General features: G+C 65.3%; 18 protein-coding genes. 11 read left to right on the forward strand and 7 right to left on the reverse strand.

From position 1 onward, the window contains the following. The first annotated feature begins 88 nt into the window (after positions 1–88). Together ACQPYR_RS13175 and ACQPYR_RS13180 are read left to right on the forward strand one after the other, a co-directional pair. Positions 89–967: a hypothetical protein gene (locus tag ACQPYR_RS13175; protein ID WP_433631718.1), complete on the forward strand. Its 879-nt coding sequence runs from the start codon at positions 89–91 to the stop codon at positions 965–967. Positions 968–994: 27 nt separating this feature from the next. Continuing rightward, complete coding sequence (locus ACQPYR_RS13180; protein WP_433631720.1) at positions 995–1,246, forward strand: hypothetical protein; 252 nt, start codon at positions 995–997, stop codon at positions 1,244–1,246. A gap of 163 nt (positions 1,247–1,409) precedes the next feature. Here ACQPYR_RS13180 and ACQPYR_RS13185 read toward each other — a convergent pair whose 3' ends face one another. The 4 genes from ACQPYR_RS13185 to ACQPYR_RS13200 form a co-directional block, all read right to left on the reverse strand. Next, a complete protein-coding gene (locus tag ACQPYR_RS13185) occupies positions 1,410–2,378 on the reverse strand; it encodes an NADPH:quinone oxidoreductase family protein (RefSeq protein ID WP_433631723.1) in 969 nt (322 codons plus the stop codon). 1 nt (position 2,379) lies between these two features. Further along, positions 2,380–3,150 carry an enoyl-CoA hydratase-related protein gene (locus ACQPYR_RS13190; protein WP_433631725.1) on the reverse strand — a complete coding sequence of 257 codons (771 nt, stop codon included), beginning with the start codon at positions 3,148–3,150 and terminating at the stop codon, positions 2,380–2,382. Between the two features lie 76 nt (positions 3,151–3,226). After that, on the reverse strand, positions 3,227–4,222 hold the full coding sequence (locus ACQPYR_RS13195; RefSeq protein WP_433635119.1) for a phosphotransferase family protein: 996 nt from the start codon (positions 4,220–4,222) through the stop codon (positions 3,227–3,229). A gap of 29 nt (positions 4,223–4,251) precedes the next feature. Further along, positions 4,252–5,553, reverse strand: a complete 1,302-nt coding sequence (locus ACQPYR_RS13200) for an acyl-CoA dehydrogenase family protein (protein WP_433631727.1) — start codon at positions 5,551–5,553, stop codon at positions 4,252–4,254. A gap of 88 nt (positions 5,554–5,641) precedes the next feature. On the opposite strand from ACQPYR_RS13200, the gene ACQPYR_RS13205 reads away from it, so the two are divergent. Beyond that, on the forward strand, positions 5,642–6,112 hold the full coding sequence (locus ACQPYR_RS13205; RefSeq protein WP_433631730.1) for a VOC family protein: 471 nt from the start codon (positions 5,642–5,644) through the stop codon (positions 6,110–6,112). After that, positions 6,109–6,933, forward strand: coding sequence for an SDR family oxidoreductase (locus ACQPYR_RS13210; RefSeq protein ID WP_433631733.1), 825 nt, complete (start codon positions 6,109–6,111; stop codon positions 6,931–6,933). Before ACQPYR_RS13205 ends, ACQPYR_RS13210 begins: the two co-directional genes overlap by 4 nt. A gap of 614 nt (positions 6,934–7,547) precedes the next feature. Here the strand turns inward: ACQPYR_RS13210 and ACQPYR_RS13215 are convergent. Then, a complete protein-coding gene (locus tag ACQPYR_RS13215) occupies positions 7,548–8,501 on the reverse strand; it encodes a LysR family transcriptional regulator (protein ID WP_433631736.1) in 954 nt (317 codons plus the stop codon). A 166-nt stretch (positions 8,502–8,667) separates the two neighbouring features. Between ACQPYR_RS13215 and ACQPYR_RS13220 the strand changes: the two genes are divergently transcribed. From ACQPYR_RS13220 to ACQPYR_RS13250, 7 genes are all read left to right on the forward strand, one after another. Next, positions 8,668–9,540 (forward strand): SDR family NAD(P)-dependent oxidoreductase, encoded by an 873-nt coding sequence (locus tag ACQPYR_RS13220; RefSeq protein WP_433631738.1) that lies wholly within the window; start codon positions 8,668–8,670, stop codon positions 9,538–9,540. Positions 9,541–9,544: 4 nt separating this feature from the next. Continuing rightward, the gene (locus ACQPYR_RS13225; protein WP_433631741.1) at positions 9,545–10,672 is read left to right on the forward strand and encodes a sulfotransferase family protein; all 1,128 of its coding nucleotides are present in this window, start codon (positions 9,545–9,547) and stop codon (positions 10,670–10,672) included. Between the two features lie 26 nt (positions 10,673–10,698). Then, a complete protein-coding gene (locus tag ACQPYR_RS13230) occupies positions 10,699–11,763 on the forward strand; it encodes a hypothetical protein (protein WP_433631744.1) in 1,065 nt (354 codons plus the stop codon). 86 nt (positions 11,764–11,849) lie between these two features. After that, positions 11,850–12,620 carry an SDR family NAD(P)-dependent oxidoreductase gene (locus ACQPYR_RS13235; RefSeq protein ID WP_433631747.1) on the forward strand — a complete coding sequence of 257 codons (771 nt, stop codon included), beginning with the start codon at positions 11,850–11,852 and terminating at the stop codon, positions 12,618–12,620. Between the two features lie 30 nt (positions 12,621–12,650). Beyond that, on the forward strand, positions 12,651–13,586 hold the full coding sequence (gene cysD / locus ACQPYR_RS13240; RefSeq protein ID WP_433631750.1) for a sulfate adenylyltransferase subunit CysD: 936 nt from the start codon (positions 12,651–12,653) through the stop codon (positions 13,584–13,586). Next, complete coding sequence (gene cysN / locus ACQPYR_RS13245) at positions 13,586–15,508, forward strand: sulfate adenylyltransferase subunit CysN (RefSeq protein WP_433631753.1); 1,923 nt, start codon at positions 13,586–13,588, stop codon at positions 15,506–15,508. The genes cysD and cysN overlap by 1 nt, the downstream gene beginning before the upstream one ends. A gap of 2 nt (positions 15,509–15,510) precedes the next feature. Beyond that, a complete protein-coding gene (locus ACQPYR_RS13250; RefSeq protein WP_433631756.1) occupies positions 15,511–16,224 on the forward strand; it encodes a 3'(2'),5'-bisphosphate nucleotidase CysQ in 714 nt (237 codons plus the stop codon). A 48-nt stretch (positions 16,225–16,272) separates the two neighbouring features. Here the strand turns inward: ACQPYR_RS13250 and ACQPYR_RS13255 are convergent, their stop codons facing one another. Further along, the gene (locus ACQPYR_RS13255; protein WP_433631759.1) at positions 16,273–17,127 is read right to left on the reverse strand and encodes an ABC transporter permease; all 855 of its coding nucleotides are present in this window, start codon (positions 17,125–17,127) and stop codon (positions 16,273–16,275) included. A gap of 1 nt (position 17,128) precedes the next feature. After that, complete coding sequence (locus ACQPYR_RS13260; protein WP_433631762.1) at positions 17,129–17,974, reverse strand: MlaE family ABC transporter permease; 846 nt, start codon at positions 17,972–17,974, stop codon at positions 17,129–17,131.

Here is a 17,974-nt window from a genome sequence, read left to right on the forward strand (position 1 = left end):
CCCGGTGAGTCCCAAGCTATTCCGGCGATTCTGGACCGATATCGCTTAATCGAACATATTTGCGATTCATTCGAGTACGGTCGCGCGCATGGTCAGCTCCCAGCATGAGGCTATGCACCACCTCTTCCGACAGGATCCGGGCGTATTCGCCCGTACGATCCGCGATCTGGGACTGCCGTTTTCGGATCCGATCGATGTCGCGCTGCTGCCGACCGATCTCACCGAGATCGACCCGTTGGAGCGTCGCGTCGATACCCTACTGCGGATAGAGACTGCGGAAGGAGCCTTCCTGCTGCTCGTCGAAGCCCAGGGGCACGAGGACAAGAAGAAGCCAAGCTCCTGGGCGTACTACTTGGCGCACCTGCACGCCAAATACCGGCTGCACCCTGTGCTGCTGGTCGTCTGCCAGGACACTTCCACGGCAACTTGGGCCCGTGGGCCACTCACCATCGGCCCACCGCAATGGACCAGCCTCACCGTTCACCCACTGGTATTCGGCCCGGACAATGTTCCCGTGGTAATCGACCTGGACGCCGCCGTCAAAGATATTCCGCTCGCGACGCTCTCGGCTATCACACACGCCGACGACGATTCCGTCATCGGTGACATAATGAGCACGCTGGCCACCGCACTGCGCAGCATCGATAAACCCGATCGCGTGATCTTTGCCGAACTAACCGCACTCGGATTGGGCAAAGGCCCGGCCGGACAGACCTGGAGGCAGTTGATGACCGTGGATACTTCGTTCTTCCGTTCGGAGTTCTGGGAGGAAACGCGTGCGCAGACCCGTGCGGAGACCCGTGCGGAGACCCGTGCCGCAGACATCGTTGAGATCTTGGAAGTCCGTGAGATTGCAGTACCGGACGACGTACGCACAAGGATCGTCACCTGCACGGACGTCGACCAACTGGCTACCTGGTTAAGGCGCGCTGCCAAGGCGGACTCCATCGACGACCTCTTCGCGTAGGACGCACTACTGCACAGGGGGTTGTTGATGGCGGTGCCCACGTGGTTCTTTCGTTCTGAGTGGTGGCAGGCAATCCGTGCTGCGGGCCGTGCTGAAGGCCGCGCGAAAGCTGAGGTCAAAATTTGGGCCGTATCCATCTTGCGGATCTTGGAACTGCGTGAGTTTCCGGTACCCGACGATGTGCGTGCCCGTATTACTACTTGCACAGACCTTGACCAGATGACCACCTGGTTCGAGCGCGCCGTCGAGGCCGACACTCTCGATGAGTTCATCGCGTAAGGTGCATCGCCCACCGTACGGCGGCTTCGGCGCAGATCTTGCCCACGTTGATCCGGTCGCGGTTGTTTGCGCGTCGCGGCACTCGCTTCGCTACGTGCCGATCGCGTCGTCGACCTGGCCAATGTGGCTCGGGTTGGTGGTCAACAGGTTTCGTCGCGTCGGGCTATGCCTTCGGATCGAGCAGGATTTTGCCGATGACCTGCCCATCGGCGACGCGCCGTAGTGCGGTGGCAGCCTCGGTGAACGGATACACCGCGCTGATATGCGGAAGTACCCGGCCGGTGGTCAACAGCTCCCGCAGTTCATCCTCGTTGCGGCGGAATTCGGCCGGGTCCAGGTCTTGGAATTGGAAACCCAGCACGTGAATTCCCTTGACCAGCACCAGATTCAGCGGAATCCGCGGAATCTCGCCGGAGGCGAAGCCGACGGTGACGAACCGCCCGCCGCGGCGCAGCGACCGCAGCGCGGGCTCGGATAGTCGCCCGCCGACCGGGTCGACGACGGCATGGGCGCCTTCGGGCAGTGCTTGCTTCAGCGCCGCGCGCAGGTCACCACTGGTGTGGTCGATCAGTCCGGTGGCACCGTGCGCGGCTGCGGCGCCGAGCTTTTCGGCGGAGGACGCGACGGCGGTGACCTCGGCGCCCAGATGCACCCCGAGTTGCACCGCCGCAAGTCCGACTCCGCCACCGGCCCCGAGTACGAGCAGCCGGTCCCCGGGCTGCACCCGGGCCACCGAACGCAGTGTGTGATACGCCGTCCGATATGCGACGCCGAACGCGGCCGCACGGTGGTCGTCGACTCCGTCGGGGATGCGGCCGAGTCCCGCGGCGGGCACGGTGACTTCTTCCGCGAACGCCCCGACGATCCCGGTGCCGGTGACCCGGTCGCCGATGGCGAATTCGGTGACGTCGTCGGCGGTTTCGGTGACCGCACCGGCGAATTCGCTGCCGGGCACGAACGGTGTCGGCACCTTGATCTGATATTCGCCCGCGATCACCAGGACATCCGGGAAATTGACCGCGGCCGCGCCGACGCGCACTCGAACCTGTCCCGATTCGAGTGTGGGCGCCGCACGGTCTTCGATTCGCACGACCTCAGGCGGCCCGTAGGCCGGGCAGATCACCGCGCGCATCTCACCGGCCTCGCCAGTTCGGCGTGCGCTTCTCGGCGAAGGCGCGGGCGCCCTCCCTGGCGTCTTCGCTGCCGAATACCAACGCCTGCCACTTGCCGAGTCGATCGGTGGCCGCGGCCGCGTCTGAAACCGCAAGGCGGGCCAGCTCTTTCGAAGCGGCCAGCCCGAGTGGCGCGTTGGCGGCAATCCGCTCGGCCAGGGCCAGTGCGGTCGAGAACACGGCATTCGGTTCGGCCACCGCGTTCACCAGACCGATCCGCTCGGCGCGCTCGGCGTCGACGAGATCACCGGTCAGCAGTAGCTCGAGTGCGATGCCGAGCGGGATCCGGGTGCCGATGAAGGTACCGCCACCACCGGCGAAGAGTCCCCGCTTGACCTCGGGGAAGCCGAATTTCGCCGCCGCGGACGCCACGATCAGATCGCAGCCCAGCAGTAGTTCCAGGCCGCCGCCGACGGCGCTGCCATTGGCCGCGCCGATCACCGGGACACTCACCTGCCCCTTGGCCAGCCGCCCGTAGGCCTCGGCTTCCGCGCCCTTGCCGAAGTCTTCGCCACTGGCGAAGGCGCGCAGATCCATTCCCGAGCAGAAGGCGCGATCACCGGTGCCGGTGAGCACGACGGCCCGCACCAGCGGATCGGCCTCGGCCGCGATGATCGCCGCGCCGATTCCGCGCATCATGGTGCCGGTCAACGCATTTCGCGCATCCGGACGGTTGAGCCGGACAACCATGACCGGGCCGTGCCGGTCGAGTACGAACTCCGCGTCGCTCATGCCTCCACCTCGCTGGCGCTCGGCTCCGGCACGAGCGACTGCTCGGCTGTGCTGATTGTTCGCTCGCTGCGCTCGCTCATGACTTGTACTCCGTACTCTCGGCCAATTCGGCGGCGGCGCGCATGGTGTCGACCACGATCGGTCCGAACGCCGCCAGCTTGACGTCGCCCTTGGCGCGTTGGAAACCGCGCTCGAGCACGATGGCGAGCTTCCACTTGGCCAGGATCAGGTAGTAGTCGATATCGTCGACCTGGCGCCCGGACACCTGCGCGTAGTGCGCGAGCATCTGGTCACGCGAAGGCATGTACTGCATATTGGCGTAGCCCTTGGTGGCAACGGCCGGGTCGCTGGTGTCTTCGGGCCACCCCTGCAGCATCCAGCCCAGATCGAGCTTCGGGTCGCCGACCGTTCCCATCTCCCAGTCCACCAGCGCCGCGAGCCGCGCCGGTCCGCCGTGTTGGAACATCACATTGGCGAACTGGTAGTCGCCGTGCATCAGGCCGGGGATGTAGTCCAGCGGGCGGTGGGTGCGCAACCAATCGGTGGCCACGTCCATGCCGTCGAGCGTGCGCGCGCCATCGATCTTGTCGTAGAAGCTCAGCCACCGCGACACCTGTCGCTCGTGGTAGCCGTCCGGGCGGCCCAGATCCTGCAGGCCCTTCGCCTGCCAATCCACCTTGGACAGCAACGCGATTCCCTCGGCCAGCTGGTAGCCGAGTCCGGCCCGCCCTTGCAGGTCGGAGTCGAACGGCTCCGGCCAGACGCCGCGATGGTCCATCGGCGACCAGCCGTCGACGAAGCCCATGAGGTAGAAGGTGCGGCCGAGCACGTCGGAGTCGGTGCAGACTCCGACGGCGGCGGTATGGGGGACATCGGTGTCTTCGAGCGCCTCGATGATCCGCCACTCGCGCAGAATGCCCGCGTCCCGTTCGGCGGGCGCCTCGGCAGGTGGGATGCGCAGCACGCTGACGTGTTCGCCACGGCGGATCTGATAGATCTCGTTCTGGGTGCCGCCGGACAGGAAGCGGGATTCGAGGGGTTCGCCCTTACCGGGCAGGCCCTGGCCGTCCATCCAATCGGCGAGCCGGGTGGTATCGATGCTCACTGGTTCCCTACTTTGTGCTCGAGATATTCGGCGAACTTCGCCCGGGCGGCTTCCTGCTTTCCGGGAATCCATTCGGTGGGCCACATGCCGTCGGTGGGCGCGTAGTCGCGCAGCACCTGCTTGGCCACGGTGGTCTTGTGCACCTCGGTCGGCCCGTCGGCCAGCCCCATGACACCGGCTCCGTGGATCATCCGGAAGAACGGCATCTCGTTGGTGGTGCCCAGGGCTCCGTGCACTTGCATTGCGCGCCAGGCGATATCGTGCAGCACCGTCGGCATGACGATCTTGGCCGTAGCGATGTCCTTGCGGACCTTCTTGTAGTCGTTGTACTTGTCGATCTTCCAGGCGGTGTGCAGTACGAACAGCCGGAACTGGGCCAGCTGGGCGTAGGAATCGGCGATATAGCCCTGGACGAACTGCTTATCGGCCAACCTGCTGCCCGCGGTGGTACGCGACAGCGCCCGCTCGCACATCATGTCGATGGCCTTCTGTGCGAGCCCAATGGTGCGCATCGCATGGTGGATGCGGCCGCCGCCGAGGCGGGTCTGCGCTATGACGAAGGCCTGGCCCTCGCCGCCGAGCAGGGATTCGGCAGGTACGCGTACGTTTTCGTAATGGATCAGTGCGTGGCTGCCGTCGTTCATCGGCTCTCCGTAGAGGCCGACGTTGCGCACGATATCGATGCCAGGGGTGTCGGTTGGCACGAGGAACATGGACATGCCCTGGTAAGGGCTGACATCCGTATTCGTCACCGCCATGACGATCAGGAATGAGGCGGTTCGGGCGTTGGAGGAGAAGTACTTCCAGCCGTTGATGATCCAGTCGTCGCCGTCGCGCACCGCCCTGGTCTGGAATTGGGTCGGATCGGCGCCGGCCTGCGGTTCGGTCATCGAATAGCTGGAGAACAGCTCACCGTCCAGCAGCGGCTGCAGGTAGCGCTGCTTCTGGTCGGCCGTCCCGTAGTGGGCGATGATCTCGGCGTTGCCGGTATCGGGCGCCTGACAGCCGAAGACGATCGGCGCCCAGGACGAGCGACCCAGAATCTCGTTCAGCAGGGCCAGTTTCAGCTGTCCATAACCTTGGCCGCCGAGGTCCGGACCCAGATGCGTGGCCCACAGACCCTGACGCCGCACCTCCTCCTTCAGTGGCTGGATCGCCTTGCGCCGCGTCCCGTCGAGTGGCACGAACTGCTCGTGCTCCCAGACCAGGTCGAGCGGTTCCACTTCCGCGCGCACGAACTCGTCGGCCCAGTCCAGCTTCTTCTGATACTCCGGATCAGTCTCGAAATCCCATGCCATTGCATCTCCTCTCGCATGATGAGAATATGCTTCTCGTGATGCGGAATGCAATTCTTGTAGGAATTTCGAGCCGGATGGAGGTCCTGTCGTGAGGGCCGAGGATCAGTTCCATATCGGGATCGTCGCGGCGGACTTCGAGGCCACCGTGGCGACGCTGTCGTCCGTACTCGGATACGAGTGGGGGCCGGAGATCGGCGGGCCGGTGTCGGTGGACCTGCCCGACACCGGGACCGCTGTCCTGGAAATGAGATGCCGATACTCCACGACCGTGCCGCGCCTCGAGATCGTGCGCAGCATCGCGGACACGCTGTGGGAACCGGCCGGGGCAGCCGGACTCCACCACGTCGGGTACTGGTCCGGCGATGTGGCCGCCGATGTCGCCGACTTGGTGCGGCACGGTTACGTCACCGAGGCCACCCGGCCCGGCGCCGACGGGCAGCTGTTCTTCGCATTCCTGCGCGGGGCCAACGGTTTTCGGGTGGAACTGGTCGATCGAGCCGCGGAATCGAGCCTGGCCCAGTGTTGGGCCGCGCCCACGACCGATCGGAGCGACAGGTGACAACAGTGGGTATCGCGACGGGCGCGGGTCGCGGTATGGGCTATGCCTGCGCACAACGACTGGCCGAGATGGTCGACATACTGCTCCTGGTGGATCGGGACGCGGCCGCCGCGGCTGCCGCGCGGGACCAGTTGGCCGAAAATGGCGGTGCCGCAGTCGAAGCGGTGGAACTCGACGTCACCGACCCCGAGGGGCTGGCGCGGCTCGCCGAGCGAGTGGATCGGCACGGCACACTGCGAGCTGTCGCCCATGCCGCCGGTATCTCTCCGACGATGGGTGACTGGCGCCGGATCTTCACCGTCGATCTGATCGGGACGGCGCTGCTCGCGCAGGCCCTGCGCCCGCTGGCCGTAACCGGCACGGCCATGGTGTGTTTCGCTTCGATGGCTCCGCTGCTCGATCCTGTCGCGCCGGACCCGGCCGGCCTCGCGGTGGTGGACGATCCGCTCGATGAGAAGTTTCTCGAGCACATCCACGATGCGCTCGGCCCCGCCGTCGAGGATCCCGGTCTCGCCTACAGCTGGGCGAAACGCGGCGTGCACCGCTTCGTGGCACACGAGGCGGTGCGTCTCGGCCCGGTCGGCGCGCGCATCTGCTCGGTCTCGCCCGGCATCATCGACACTCCGCAGGGCCGCCAGGAAGCCGACAACCATCCGAGCATGGCGGCGCTGGTACAGCGAACACCGTTGCGGCGCAGGGGTTCCGCGGACGAAGTCGCCGCCGCCGTCGCATTCGCGCTGTCGGAGGAGGCGAGCTTTCTCAACGGTATCGACCTGCTCGTGGACGGCGGCGCAATGGCAGCGGTGCGGACAGCCGGTTAGTCCCTGGTGCCCGCGCCGCAAACAGCAACGCGGGCACCCTCGGCCGTCGTCGGCGATGTGCGCCGCCCACCGCTGCCGGGCAGCGGTCGTCGGCCATCGCATCGGCGAGGACTGCGTCTCCCGCAGTGGGATGAAGGCGAAGATTTGCCTGCGCGTAGCCCTGCTGGTGCCGCGTCCGGATCGCTTGTTGCGCTATCCGCCTCCGGCAGCTCGTCGAGCGTAGTGATGCGGCGGTCGAATTCGGCGTGGGCGACCATGATTCACTATGTTCGACGGAATCCAGCGCCCGAGCAGTGCTGCGGCAGAAATGCGGAACCGGCGGAAGGTCGCGGGACATTGATCAGCCATTTGTGGAGAACCTGATCGACGATCAGAAGAAGTTTGGTCGAAAAGCCCGTCATGAAATCGGATCAATTCTTCGGGGTGATATTCACAGCCGCTCGATTCCGGTATGAAACCGGTGCCGAAGCGGATGATCGGGGGAGGTAATCCCTACTTCTGATATAAGGCTTCGGCATCACTGCCAGCGCTCGGTGCCACCCTACCAGCTGAGAATATGAGTTTCGTATGAAGAGAACAGTACTCTCATAAGGTCGGCTCGGGCAAGGCCTGGATCAGGCCCGGTACGGATTCCATTGATCCGGTGCCAGGAACCGGGCCGTCCACGTGCCCGACCTGGTCAGGCGCGCGGCTTCCTCGCGGAGCACGTCGCCGATCTTGAACGCGAACTCCCGGGGTAAGTCCATGCGCGCCGAGGCGGCCACCACAAGATGCTGGGTCAGCGCGGGCTCGACCAGCGGTGCGTAGCGGAGCCGTTCGGTGGCGATCTCCCGGCCGCAGGCGGATATCGGCAGCACGGCGTAGGCGTCTCCGCGTTCGACGAGACCAATCATGACCTGCAGCGAGTCGGTGGCGATCCGGGATTGGATACGACGTTTGAGCCGCAGCGCCGTGTTCTGGACGGCGACGGCGACTCCGATCGGCGATGCGGGCAGAACCAGCGGCAGGTCGAGCAGTTGGGTGAAGGTGACCGGCCGGTCGGACCGCAGGTCCGATTGCGGCCCGCCGACCACGATCAGATCTTCGACCAGCAGATCGCGCACGAACAGGCGTTCATCGGAGACCTGGTTGATCACGGCCGTGTCGATAGTGCCGCGCAGCATGGCCTCGATGAGCGCATCGGTGCCGGCGACCGTGACGTCGAAGCTCACCTTCGGAAAGGCGGCGGCGAGGCTGGTCAGCAGGGGTGCGGCCAGAACGGCGGCGACCGTCGGGGGCATGCCGAGGCGCAGTCCCCGTTCGATGCGGGCCAGGGGGGAGCCGGCGTACTGGAGGGCGAGTTCGAGCTGGCGCAGCGGTGCGGTGGTGGAGGCGCGCAACCGTTCGCCGTCCTCGGTGAGTTGCACACCGCGCCTGGTCCGGTGGAACAGTGAAATGCCCAGGTCTTCCTCGAGCAGGCGGATCTGGCGGCTCAGCGCGGGCTGGGCGACGCCGAGCACGGCCGCCGCCCGGGTCATCGAACCCTCTTCGGCGATCCGCAGGAAGTACTTGAGCCGGTGCGTGTCCATCGTCGCACCAGGATACGTGGCATAACCAAGTTGTATGACTGAATGACGAAATCAGTATTGGTCTGCGAAAAGTCGGGAGTTCTATTCTTCTCAGGCATAGGCGAATCCATAAATGCGGTAAGCCGATCTGGCGCGCTCCGATGGTGGAGCGGAGAGGAGGTCCCGGGTGGACACACAGGACCAGGACTGGGCTCGAGTATTGGGTTTCGACCGGCTGCCTTATGACACCGTCGACAAACGCGTGACCGACCTGTTGGATTTACGTGGGAAGAATGCGATTGTCACCGGTGCCGGTGGTGACGGCCTCGGGCAGGCGATCGCGAATCGGCTCGGCGGCTGCGGCGCCGATATCGCGCTCGTCGGCCGGACATTCGAGAAGGTGCAGCGCCGCGCCGCGGAGGTCGAACAGCGCTGGGGCGTCCGCGCGGTCCCGATCAAGGCCGACATGTCGGACTGGGATCAGGTGCATCGCGCGGTCGCGGAGAGCCGGGAAGCGTTGGGCGGCCTTGACATCATGGTCAACAATCCGGTCATGGTCTCGGCCGGGGCGTTCGAGCGGCACACCAAGCAGGAGATCGACCTGACGGTGCTCGGCAGCCTGACGATGATGATGTACGGCGCGCACGCCGCGCTGGAATTCCTGCTCGAGCAGGGCTCGGGGAAGATCATAAACATCGGGGCCGTGGCGGGCCGGGTGCAGCAGAACGGCCTGACCGTCTATGCGGCATGCAAGGCGGGCGTCATCGGATTCACCCGTAATCTCGCCTACGAATTCGCCTCGCGCGGCGTGAATGTGCTGGCGGTGGCTCCCGGCATCATGATCAAAGACGATATGAAGCGGTACCTGATGGCGCCGCGTAACGACGCGGAGCGTGCGGGGCGCGATTCGGTCGCCGAGTCGATCACGCAGCGAGTGCAACTCGGTCGCGCCGCGCTGCCGGAGGAAGTGGCCAACGTGGTGGCCTTCCTGGCCTCCCCGGCCGCGGACTACATGTGCGGGCAGACCATCGACGTCGCCGGCGGACAGTGGATGGGCTGAGCCGATGCCGACCACCGATGAGATGCTGAAAGCCGCTGTCGCGCAGACCGATCTGGACGATTTCGGGGACGACTCGTTCCGCGAGGGTCTCGGCGTCCTGCTGGATTCGCTCGAGCGCGAGGCTCGGTTGAACTCCGCCGGAGAGGCGTTCTTCTACGACCGCATCGTCAAGTACCTGAGCCAGCGCCTGCAGGTGGAGGACTGGTATCGGCGGCATCCGGAGATCGACGAGGTGCCGATCGTCGCGCCGCTGATCGGATTGGGTTTGCCGCGCACCGGATCCACGGCGCTGTCGCTGCTGTTGGCGCAGGATCCCGGGGTGCGATATCTGCGCCGCTGGGAGTCCTCGCAACCGTGTCCGCCGCCTTCGACGGTGGTCGGCGTCGATCCGCGGATTCCCTCGGACAAGGGCGAGATGGTCGGCACCCGCCATCACGTGCCCGTCGACAAGCACGGGCCGATGGAATGTCACGAGCTGATGGCGCTGGACTTCAAATCGCACATCTTCCATTCGTTCGCGCAGATCCCGGCCTATTCGACCTGGCTGGTCACCGAAGCCGACCTCACTTCCACATTCGCGTATCAGCGGCGGGTGATGAAGTTGCTCCAGTGGGGTGAGCCGACTCGGCCGTGGCGGCTCAAATGTCCCTCGCACGTGCTGTTTCTCGAGCACCTGGACCGGGTGTTTCCCGATGCGCGGTTCGTGATGACCCATCGCGATCCGACCGACGTGATCCTGTCGGTGGCCGAACTGTACGCCGATATCACCGGCCGGTTCACCGACCATATCGACCGGCCCTATATCGGCAGGCTCAATGTCGAGCATTGGACGTCGGGAATGGACCGCGCGGTGCAGTTCCGCGCGGACGGTGCCGAGGACCGGTTCTACGACATCGATTTCCGTGCCATGCAAGCGGATCCGATCGGTGCGGTGCGGGGTCTGTACGCGTGGTTGGGCGAACCGGTGACCGGCGAGTTCGAGCAGCGGATGCACAGCTGGTGGACCGCGGCCGCGGCCGAACGCGAGCCCAGCCATAAGGCCGATCCGGTGGAGTTCGGTATCGACCTGGATCGGGTGCGCCCGGCGTTCGCGCGCTACGTCGAATGCGCCGGCCGCTGGATCGCGCACTGAAATACGTTGCTATGAAAGGAATTTCCATGCCTGTAAATCTGACGGGTGGCATCGATTCCGCGCGCGAGTACGTGTTCGCGCAGCGTCCGGAGAATCCGGAGATGCGGGACTCGGTGAGTTTCTGGGTGTCCGACGACCGCGGCGAGCTCGGCTTGCCGCGCATCGGGATCGAGGCGGTGAGCGCCAACTGGGAGTCCCACGATATCCAGGTAAATGTCGCGTTCCCGGACGGGCGCGCATTCCGGTTGCGCGAAACAGCACCCGCCTTGCCCGCGGCGGGACCGGACGGGAAGCCCACGGTGCTCGGTGCGGGCGGGCTGCGGTACGAATGCGTCGAACCGTTCCGCATCTGGATCATGACCTACGCCGGAAAGGCCGTGCAGACCACGTCTTTCGACCTGGCCGCAGGGAAGACCGACGGCCCGCTGGTCGATGTCGAGTTCCGGGTGGAGGCCACCATGGCGGTACCCCCGTGGGTGCAGGGTGCTCTGCGCAACGATGCCGGTGACCGGCTGAAGAATTCGGTCGAGGGCGATCTCATGGGCGGACCCCGCTACGAGCAGTTGTTCCGCGCGACCGGTTCGGTGACCGTGGACGGCAGCGAGCAGCGGTTCACCGGGAGCGGGCTGCGGATCCGCCGACAGGGCGTGCGACGGTTGGCCGAGTTCTGGGGGCACTGCTGGCAGTCGGCGGTATTCCCGAGCGGAAAAGCCTTCGGCTATATGGCCTATCCGCCGAGGGCCGATGGAAAGCCCACCTTCAATGAGGGTTTCGTCTTTGTCGGCGACGGAGATCTCATCCCGGCGCGGGTGGTGCGGGCGCCATGGCTGACCCGGTTGCAGGCACTCGGTGAGGATGTGTCGCTCGTCCTCGAAACCGCCGAGGGCACAGTGTCCATCGAGGGCGAGACGGTGGTCTCCACCCACGATGTGCATCACAACGACAAGACGTACTCGGTCGAGTCGCTCAAACAGGAACAGTCCGACTTCCCGGCCGTTCAGCAGGCCGGCGTGCGCTACCGCTGGGACGGCGAGGAGACCTTCGGGATGCTCGAGCGGTCGAATCCGCTCGACAAGATCGCGCGGGAATAGCCCGGATACCTTCGCGGCGACCGCTGTGTACGCAGCCCTGCGACCGCGAATCTTGGTATCCGGCTGGAGAATTCGTGGAGAACACAATGCGTGGATTGCGTGAGAAGACCTTTATCGTCGCCGGTGGCGCGACCGGGATCGGCGCGGCGACGGCCGAGCGGCTGGCCGAGGAGGGGGCGTTCGTCACCGTCGGTGACATCAATATCGCCGGGGCGGAGGCGACCGCCGAACGGGTAGCGCGGGCGGGCGGGCTGGCCATCGCCGTCGAATTCGATCTGTCCGACGACAAATCGGTGCAGGAACTGGTGGATCGGACGATCACCGAATTCGGTGCCGTGCACGGGCTGCACAATGTGGGCGCGGATCTGTCGCCCGGCAATCTGGGGCGGGACAAGACCTTGTTGGAGACCGAGCTGGATGTCTGGCAGCGCACCCTCGACGTCAACTTGCTCGGCTATGTCCGGACCAGCCGTGCGGTGCTGCCGCATCTGCTGGAGCAGGGTGGCGGCAGCATCGTCAACACCTCGTCGGGGACCTCGGTGGGCGGCGACCCGTCCCGGGTCGCCTATGGCGTGTCGAAGGCCGCGGTCAATCAGCTCACGCGGCACATCGCCATCAACTGGGGCAAGCAGGGCATCCGAGCCAACGGCGTCATGCCGGGGCTGGTGATGGGGGAGACCGTGCGTAACCAGAACGATCTGGCGCTGCAGGAGTCGTTCATCGCCGCGGCCCGCACGACGCGCCTGGGCGAGCCGGGAGATCTGGCGGCCGTCGTGGCGTTCCTGCTGTCCGACGATGCCGAATGGATCAACGGCCAGGTGTGGTTCATCGGCGGCGGCGCCCAATTGCGCAACTGAGCCGACCATGCGGTCACAGGGAGTAGAGAGATGACCATTGCGACACAACATGATTGCGATCACGGCGTGGGCTTGACCCATCTGCAGCGGTTGGAAGCGGAAAGCATACAGATCATGCGGGAAGCCGTCGCCGAGAGCGAACGCCCGGTGATGCTGTACTCGGTGGGCAAAGACAGCTCGGTGCTCCTGCATTTGGCGCGCAAAGCTTTCTACCCGTCGCGGCTACCGTTTCCGTTGCTGCACGTGGATACGACCTGGAAATTCCGGGCCATGTACGCGTTCCGGGACGAGGTCGCAGCAGCCGATGATCTGGACCTGATCGTGTACCGGAATCCGGAATGCCTCGAGCGCGGCATCAATCCCTTCGATCACGGTTCCGCGCTGCATACCGAGATGTGGAAGACCGAGGGTCTGAAACAGGCCCTGGACAGCCATGAATTCGATCTGGGATTCGGTGGTGCGCGCCGCGACGAGGAGAAGTCGCGAGCGAAGGAGCGGGTGTTCTCCCTGCGTTCGGCGCAGCATCGGTGGGATCCGAAGCGGCAGCGCCCGGAGTTGTGGCGGCTGTACAACGCTCGCAAGCAGCCGGGGGAGAGCCTGCGGGTATTCCCGCTGTCGAACTGGACCGAGCTGGACGTATGGCAGTACATCCTGCTCGAGCAGATCCCCATCGTGGACCTGTATTTCGCCGCATCTCGCCCGGTCGTCGAGCGCGACGGCGCACTGATCATGGTCGACGACGAGCGAATGCGATTGCGGCCCGGTGAGATTCCCGAGCAGCGGATGGTGCGATTCCGCACGCTGGGTTGCTACCCGCTGTCCGGTGCGGTGGCGAGCACGGCGACCACGTTGCCGACCGTCGTGCAGGAGATGCTGCTGACCACCAGTTCCGAGCGGCAGGGCCGGGTCATAGACCGCGACTCGACCGGTTCGATGGAGAAGAAGAAGCAGGAAGGGTACTTCTGATGGCGCATACCGTGAACGATCTCGTCGCCACCGATATCGAGGAGTATCTGCGCAGGCACGAACGTAAATCGATGCTGCGGTTCATTACTTGCGGCAGTGTCGACGACGGTAAGTCCACGCTGATCGGGCGACTGCTCTACGACTCGAAACTGGTGTTCTCCGACCAGTTGGCCGAGTTGGAGCACGACTCGAAAACCGTTGGCACCCAAGGCGGTGAGCTGGATTTCGCGCTACTGGTCGACGGCCTGGCCGCCGAGCGTGAACAGGGCATCACCATCGACGTCGCCTACCGTTTCTTCGCCACCGAAAGACGCAAATTCATCGTCGCCGACACCCCGGGCCACGAGCAGTACACCCGCAATATGGTCACCGGGGCATCGACCGCCGATCTGGCCGTGATTCTCGTCGACGCCCGCAAGGGTGTGCTCACCCAGACCCGCCGCCACAGCTATCTGGTGTCACTGCTCGGTATTCGCCATATCGTGCTGGCGGTGAACAAGCTCGACCTGGTCGAGTATTCGCGGCAGCGGTTCGACGAGATCGAAGCGGAGTACCGTGCATTCGCCGACGGCATCGACCACGGCGATATCGTCTGCATTCCGATGTCGGCGCTGCGCGGCGACAATATTCTGCAGCCCAGCCCGAACACTCCCTGGTACACCGGCCCGAGCCTGCTCGATCACCTGGAGACGGCCGAGGTGACCGACGAGCGCGACAACGGCCCGTTCCGGATGCCCGTGCAATGGGTCAATCGGCCGGACCTCGATTTCCGGGGTTTCTCCGGTCAGATCGCCGGTGGCACAGTGCATCCCGGCGACAAGGTGCGGGTACTGCCGTCCGGTCAGGAGAGCACCGTGGCGCGGATCGTGACCGCCGACGGCGATCTGGCGACGGCGGTGGCCGATCAATCCGTCACCGTGGTGCTCGCCGACGAAATCGACGTCAGCCGAGGCGATGTCCTCGCCGCCGCCGAGAATGCACCCGGCCTGGCCGACCAGTTCGAATGTCAGCTGGTCTGGATGAGCGAGGAGCGGATGCTGCCGGGGCGCACCTATCTGCTGAAGCTCGCCACTTCCACCGCCGTGGCCCAAGTGGCGCAACCGAAATACGCCGTCAATGTCAATACGCTCGAACATGTCGCCGCCCGCACACTCGGATCGAACGAGATCGGTATCGCCAATCTGCATCTGGATCGGCAGATTCCGTTCGATCCGTATTCCGACAATCGGGATATGGGCGCGTTCATCCTCATCGACCGCTTCACCCAGGACACCGTCGCCGCAGGCATGCTGCGCTTCGCACTGCGCCGCGCGAACAATATCCACTGGCAGTCCGTGGAGGTCGACCGGCAAGCGCGATCGCGAAGCAAGGGACAGCGACCCGCGGTGGTGTGGTTCACCGGGCTGTCCGGCGCGGGCAAGTCCACCATCGCCGATCTGGTCGAAAAGCGTTTGCACGAGCAGGGATTCCACACCTACCTGCTCGACGGCGACAATGTCCGGCACGGCCTCAACGCCGATCTGGGCTTCACCGACGCCGACCGCGTGGAAAACATCCGTCGCGTTGTGGAGGTCGCACGGTTGCTCGCCGATGCCGGTCTCATCGTGCTGGCCTCGTTCATCGCGCCGTTCGCGGCTGAACGCCGGCGAGCGCGCGAGCGTATCGGAGCCGGCGAGTTCTTCGAGGTGCATGTCGACGCTCGACTGGAGGTGGTCGAAGCCCGCGACCGAAAAGGCTTGTATGCCAAGGCTCGTCGTGGTGAACTGGTGAACTTCACCGGAATCGACTCACCGTACGAGACGCCGGCCTCGCCCGAACTGCACCTGGATGCCGGCGGCACGCAGACCCCGGACGAACTGGCCGACCAGGTGATCGAACACCTGCGCCGGGCCGGAGTACTCACCCCCGCCGTCGAGGGATAGCCATGGACGACCACGATCTCGCCGCCACCCTTGCCGAGGCGGCCGGAAAGCTACTGCTCGCCATCCGATCACAAGGCGGCGCGGCCGGGGACCGGCAGGCCAATACCCTACTGCTGGATCGGCTGCGGCAGGCCAGGCCCGGCGACGCCGTACTGTCCGAGGAAAGTCCCGACGACCCTGCACGCGTGGAACATTCGCGCGTGTGGATCGTCGACCCGCTCGACGGCACCCGCGAATACGGTGAGCCGCCCCGGCAGGACTGGGCGGTGCACGTCGCCCTCGCGGTGGACGGCCACCCGGTCACCGGTGCGGTGGCGCTGCCTGCCGCGGGATTGGTCCTGCACACCGGGCAACCACCCGAGCTCGCACCCGCCGTGCCCGGACCCATTCGGGTGGCCGTATCCCGCAGCAGGCGCTCCGAACAGGTGAAACAGCTGACGGATGCGCTGTCGGCGACGCCGGTCCCGATGGGGTCGGCGGGGGCGAAGGCGATGGCCGTCGTCCGTGGTGCCGCCGACGTCTACGCCCATTCCGGCGGCCAATACGAATGGGATTCGTGTGCCCCGGTCGCCGTCGCCGCGTCCGCCGGGCTGCACGTATCCCGCCTCGACGGAACACCGTTGCGTTATAACCGCCCCGATCCCTACCTGCCCGACCTACTGATCTGCCGACCCGAATTGGCCGACGCGGTGCTGCGAGCACTCGCCGACGCCTGATCCGCTATTTCCCTTCCACCACCGGAGGCGTGTAGTCCGGCGGTGCGCTCAGCCGCTGATTCGCGCTCCCGAATCGAATCCCCAAAGTGCCAGCGTCATCAGCAGGTTGACGCAGATCATGACGGTGATGCTGGCGCGCATCGCACGACCGGCGGCAATGCCGACGCCCACCGGTCCGCCCGCGGAGTAATAGCCGAAGTAGCACTGGATGGTTGTCGTGATCACGACGAAGACGACGGCCTTGGCCAGCGAATACGCGACATCGGTCGCACTGAGCACCATGCGGAAGTAGTGGTCGTAGGTGCCGGGGGATTGGCTGCCTGCGATGCCGATGGCGAACTCGACCGCGACGAAATTCATTGCCAGACAGATGAGATAGAGCGGGACGATGGCGACCACCGAGGCCATGAGCCGTGTGGTGACCAGGTAGGGGATGGACCGGATGGCGAGTGTTTCCATCGCGTCGATCTCCTCGGCGATGCGCATGGCGCCGAGTTGAGCGGTGAATCTGCAGCCCGCCTGGGAGGCGAAGGCGATGGAAGCCATGATCGGGGCCAGTTCGCGGGTCGAGGCGGTGGCGGAGACCAGACCGGTCGCCGGGCCGATGCCCAGCAATTTCAGTGCGCTGTAGCCCTCGATCCCCACCAGCGCGCCCGCGCTCGCGCCGAGTACGACAATGATGCCTGCCGTGCCGCCGCCGACGATGAGTGAGCCGTTGCCCCAGGTGATGTCGGAGATCAGGCGTAGTAGTTCCCTGCGATAGTGGCGCAGGACAACAGGGATGGAGGCGATCGCGCGCAGGAAGAATATGGCCATATGCCCGAGGCGTTTGGCCCCGGTCAGCGGTGCCTCGGCGGCGCGGAGCACCTTGCCGAAGTGCAGTGGATAGTACGGTGCCGCCATCTCAGAGCGCCTGCCGCGGGAAGAGCATGGTGTACATCTGGGTGAAGCCCACGTTCACCACCATGAGCAGCACGATCGAGGCCACCACGGTGGCATTGACCGAATTCGCGACACCGCCGGGACCGCCCTTGGTGCTCAATCCCTTCTGACAGGCGACGACGGTCACGATGAGCCCGAACACCACGGCCTTGACCACCGCCAGATACATATCGCCGATGCGCGCGAACGAGGAGAAGGTGGCGATGAAGCTGCCGGGTGTACCGCCCTGGACGTAGACATTGAACAGATATCCGGCCAGGAATCCGACGAAGGCGCTGAGGCCGGTCAGTCCGACCGCGACCAGCACCCCGGCGGCCACCCGCGGCACTACCAGCTTGCGCAGCACCGAGACGCCCATGACCTCGAGTGCGTCGATCTCTTCCCTGATCGTGCGTGAGCCCAGATCAGCGCAGATAGCCGAGCCGACGGCCGCCGCAAGCAGCATCGCCGTGACCACGGGTGCGGCTTGGCGGATGACCGCGAGACCGCTGGCCGCACCGGCCAGCGAAGTCGCGCCGACCTGACCCGCGATCAACCCGAATTGAATCGAGAGGGTCGCGCTGATCGGCAAAGCGACCGCGACGGTCGGCAGGTAGGAGGTTTTGATCATGAAAGCGGCCTGCCGCACGAACTCCTTGAACGCGAAACGGCCTGTCGCGATGTCGATTACGAGATACTGCACGGCTCGGACACCCAGAATGAACTGGGCACCAACGGTATCCAGCGAGGCGACCGGATGACGGTGTACATAACCGCGGCCCCAGTTCCTTATCCGGGTGATCGACGGTGCGGACGATTGATCGATCAC

The sequence above is a fragment of the Nocardia sp. CA-120079 genome, assembly GCF_050955745.1.
GTDB lineage: Bacteria > Actinomycetota > Actinomycetes > Mycobacteriales > Mycobacteriaceae > Nocardia.

Bases quoted from the DNA above. Each gene is read 5' to 3' on its own strand.
- cysN (WP_433631753.1), top strand. From the start codon at position 13,586: ATGGCGCATACCGTGAACGATCTCGTCGCCACCGATATCGAGGAGTAT.
- ACQPYR_RS13215 (WP_433631736.1), bottom strand. From the start codon at position 8,501: ATGGACACGCACCGGCTCAAGTACTTCCTGCGGATCGCCGAAGAGGGT.
- ACQPYR_RS13195 (WP_433635119.1), bottom strand. From the start codon at position 4,222: ATGGACGGCCAGGGCCTGCCCGGTAAGGGCGAACCCCTCGAATCCCGC.
- cysD (WP_433631750.1), top strand. From the start codon at position 12,651: ATGACCATTGCGACACAACATGATTGCGATCACGGCGTGGGCTTGACC.
- ACQPYR_RS13175 (WP_433631718.1), top strand. From the start codon at position 89: ATGGTCAGCTCCCAGCATGAGGCTATGCACCACCTCTTCCGACAGGAT.
- ACQPYR_RS13255 (WP_433631759.1), bottom strand. From the start codon at position 17,127: ATGGCGGCACCGTACTATCCACTGCACTTCGGCAAGGTGCTCCGCGCC.
- ACQPYR_RS13180 (WP_433631720.1), top strand. From the start codon at position 995: ATGGCGGTGCCCACGTGGTTCTTTCGTTCTGAGTGGTGGCAGGCAATC.
- ACQPYR_RS13190 (WP_433631725.1), bottom strand. From the start codon at position 3,150: ATGAGCGACGCGGAGTTCGTACTCGACCGGCACGGCCCGGTCATGGTT.
- ACQPYR_RS13200 (WP_433631727.1), bottom strand. From the start codon at position 5,553: ATGGCATGGGATTTCGAGACTGATCCGGAGTATCAGAAGAAGCTGGAC.
- ACQPYR_RS13185 (WP_433631723.1), bottom strand. From the start codon at position 2,378: ATGCGCGCGGTGATCTGCCCGGCCTACGGGCCGCCTGAGGTCGTGCGA.
- ACQPYR_RS13225 (WP_433631741.1), top strand. From the start codon at position 9,545: ATGCCGACCACCGATGAGATGCTGAAAGCCGCTGTCGCGCAGACCGAT.
- ACQPYR_RS13250 (WP_433631756.1), top strand. From the start codon at position 15,511: ATGGACGACCACGATCTCGCCGCCACCCTTGCCGAGGCGGCCGGAAAG.
- ACQPYR_RS13235 (WP_433631747.1), top strand. From the start codon at position 11,850: ATGCGTGGATTGCGTGAGAAGACCTTTATCGTCGCCGGTGGCGCGACC.
- ACQPYR_RS13230 (WP_433631744.1), top strand. From the start codon at position 10,699: ATGCCTGTAAATCTGACGGGTGGCATCGATTCCGCGCGCGAGTACGTG.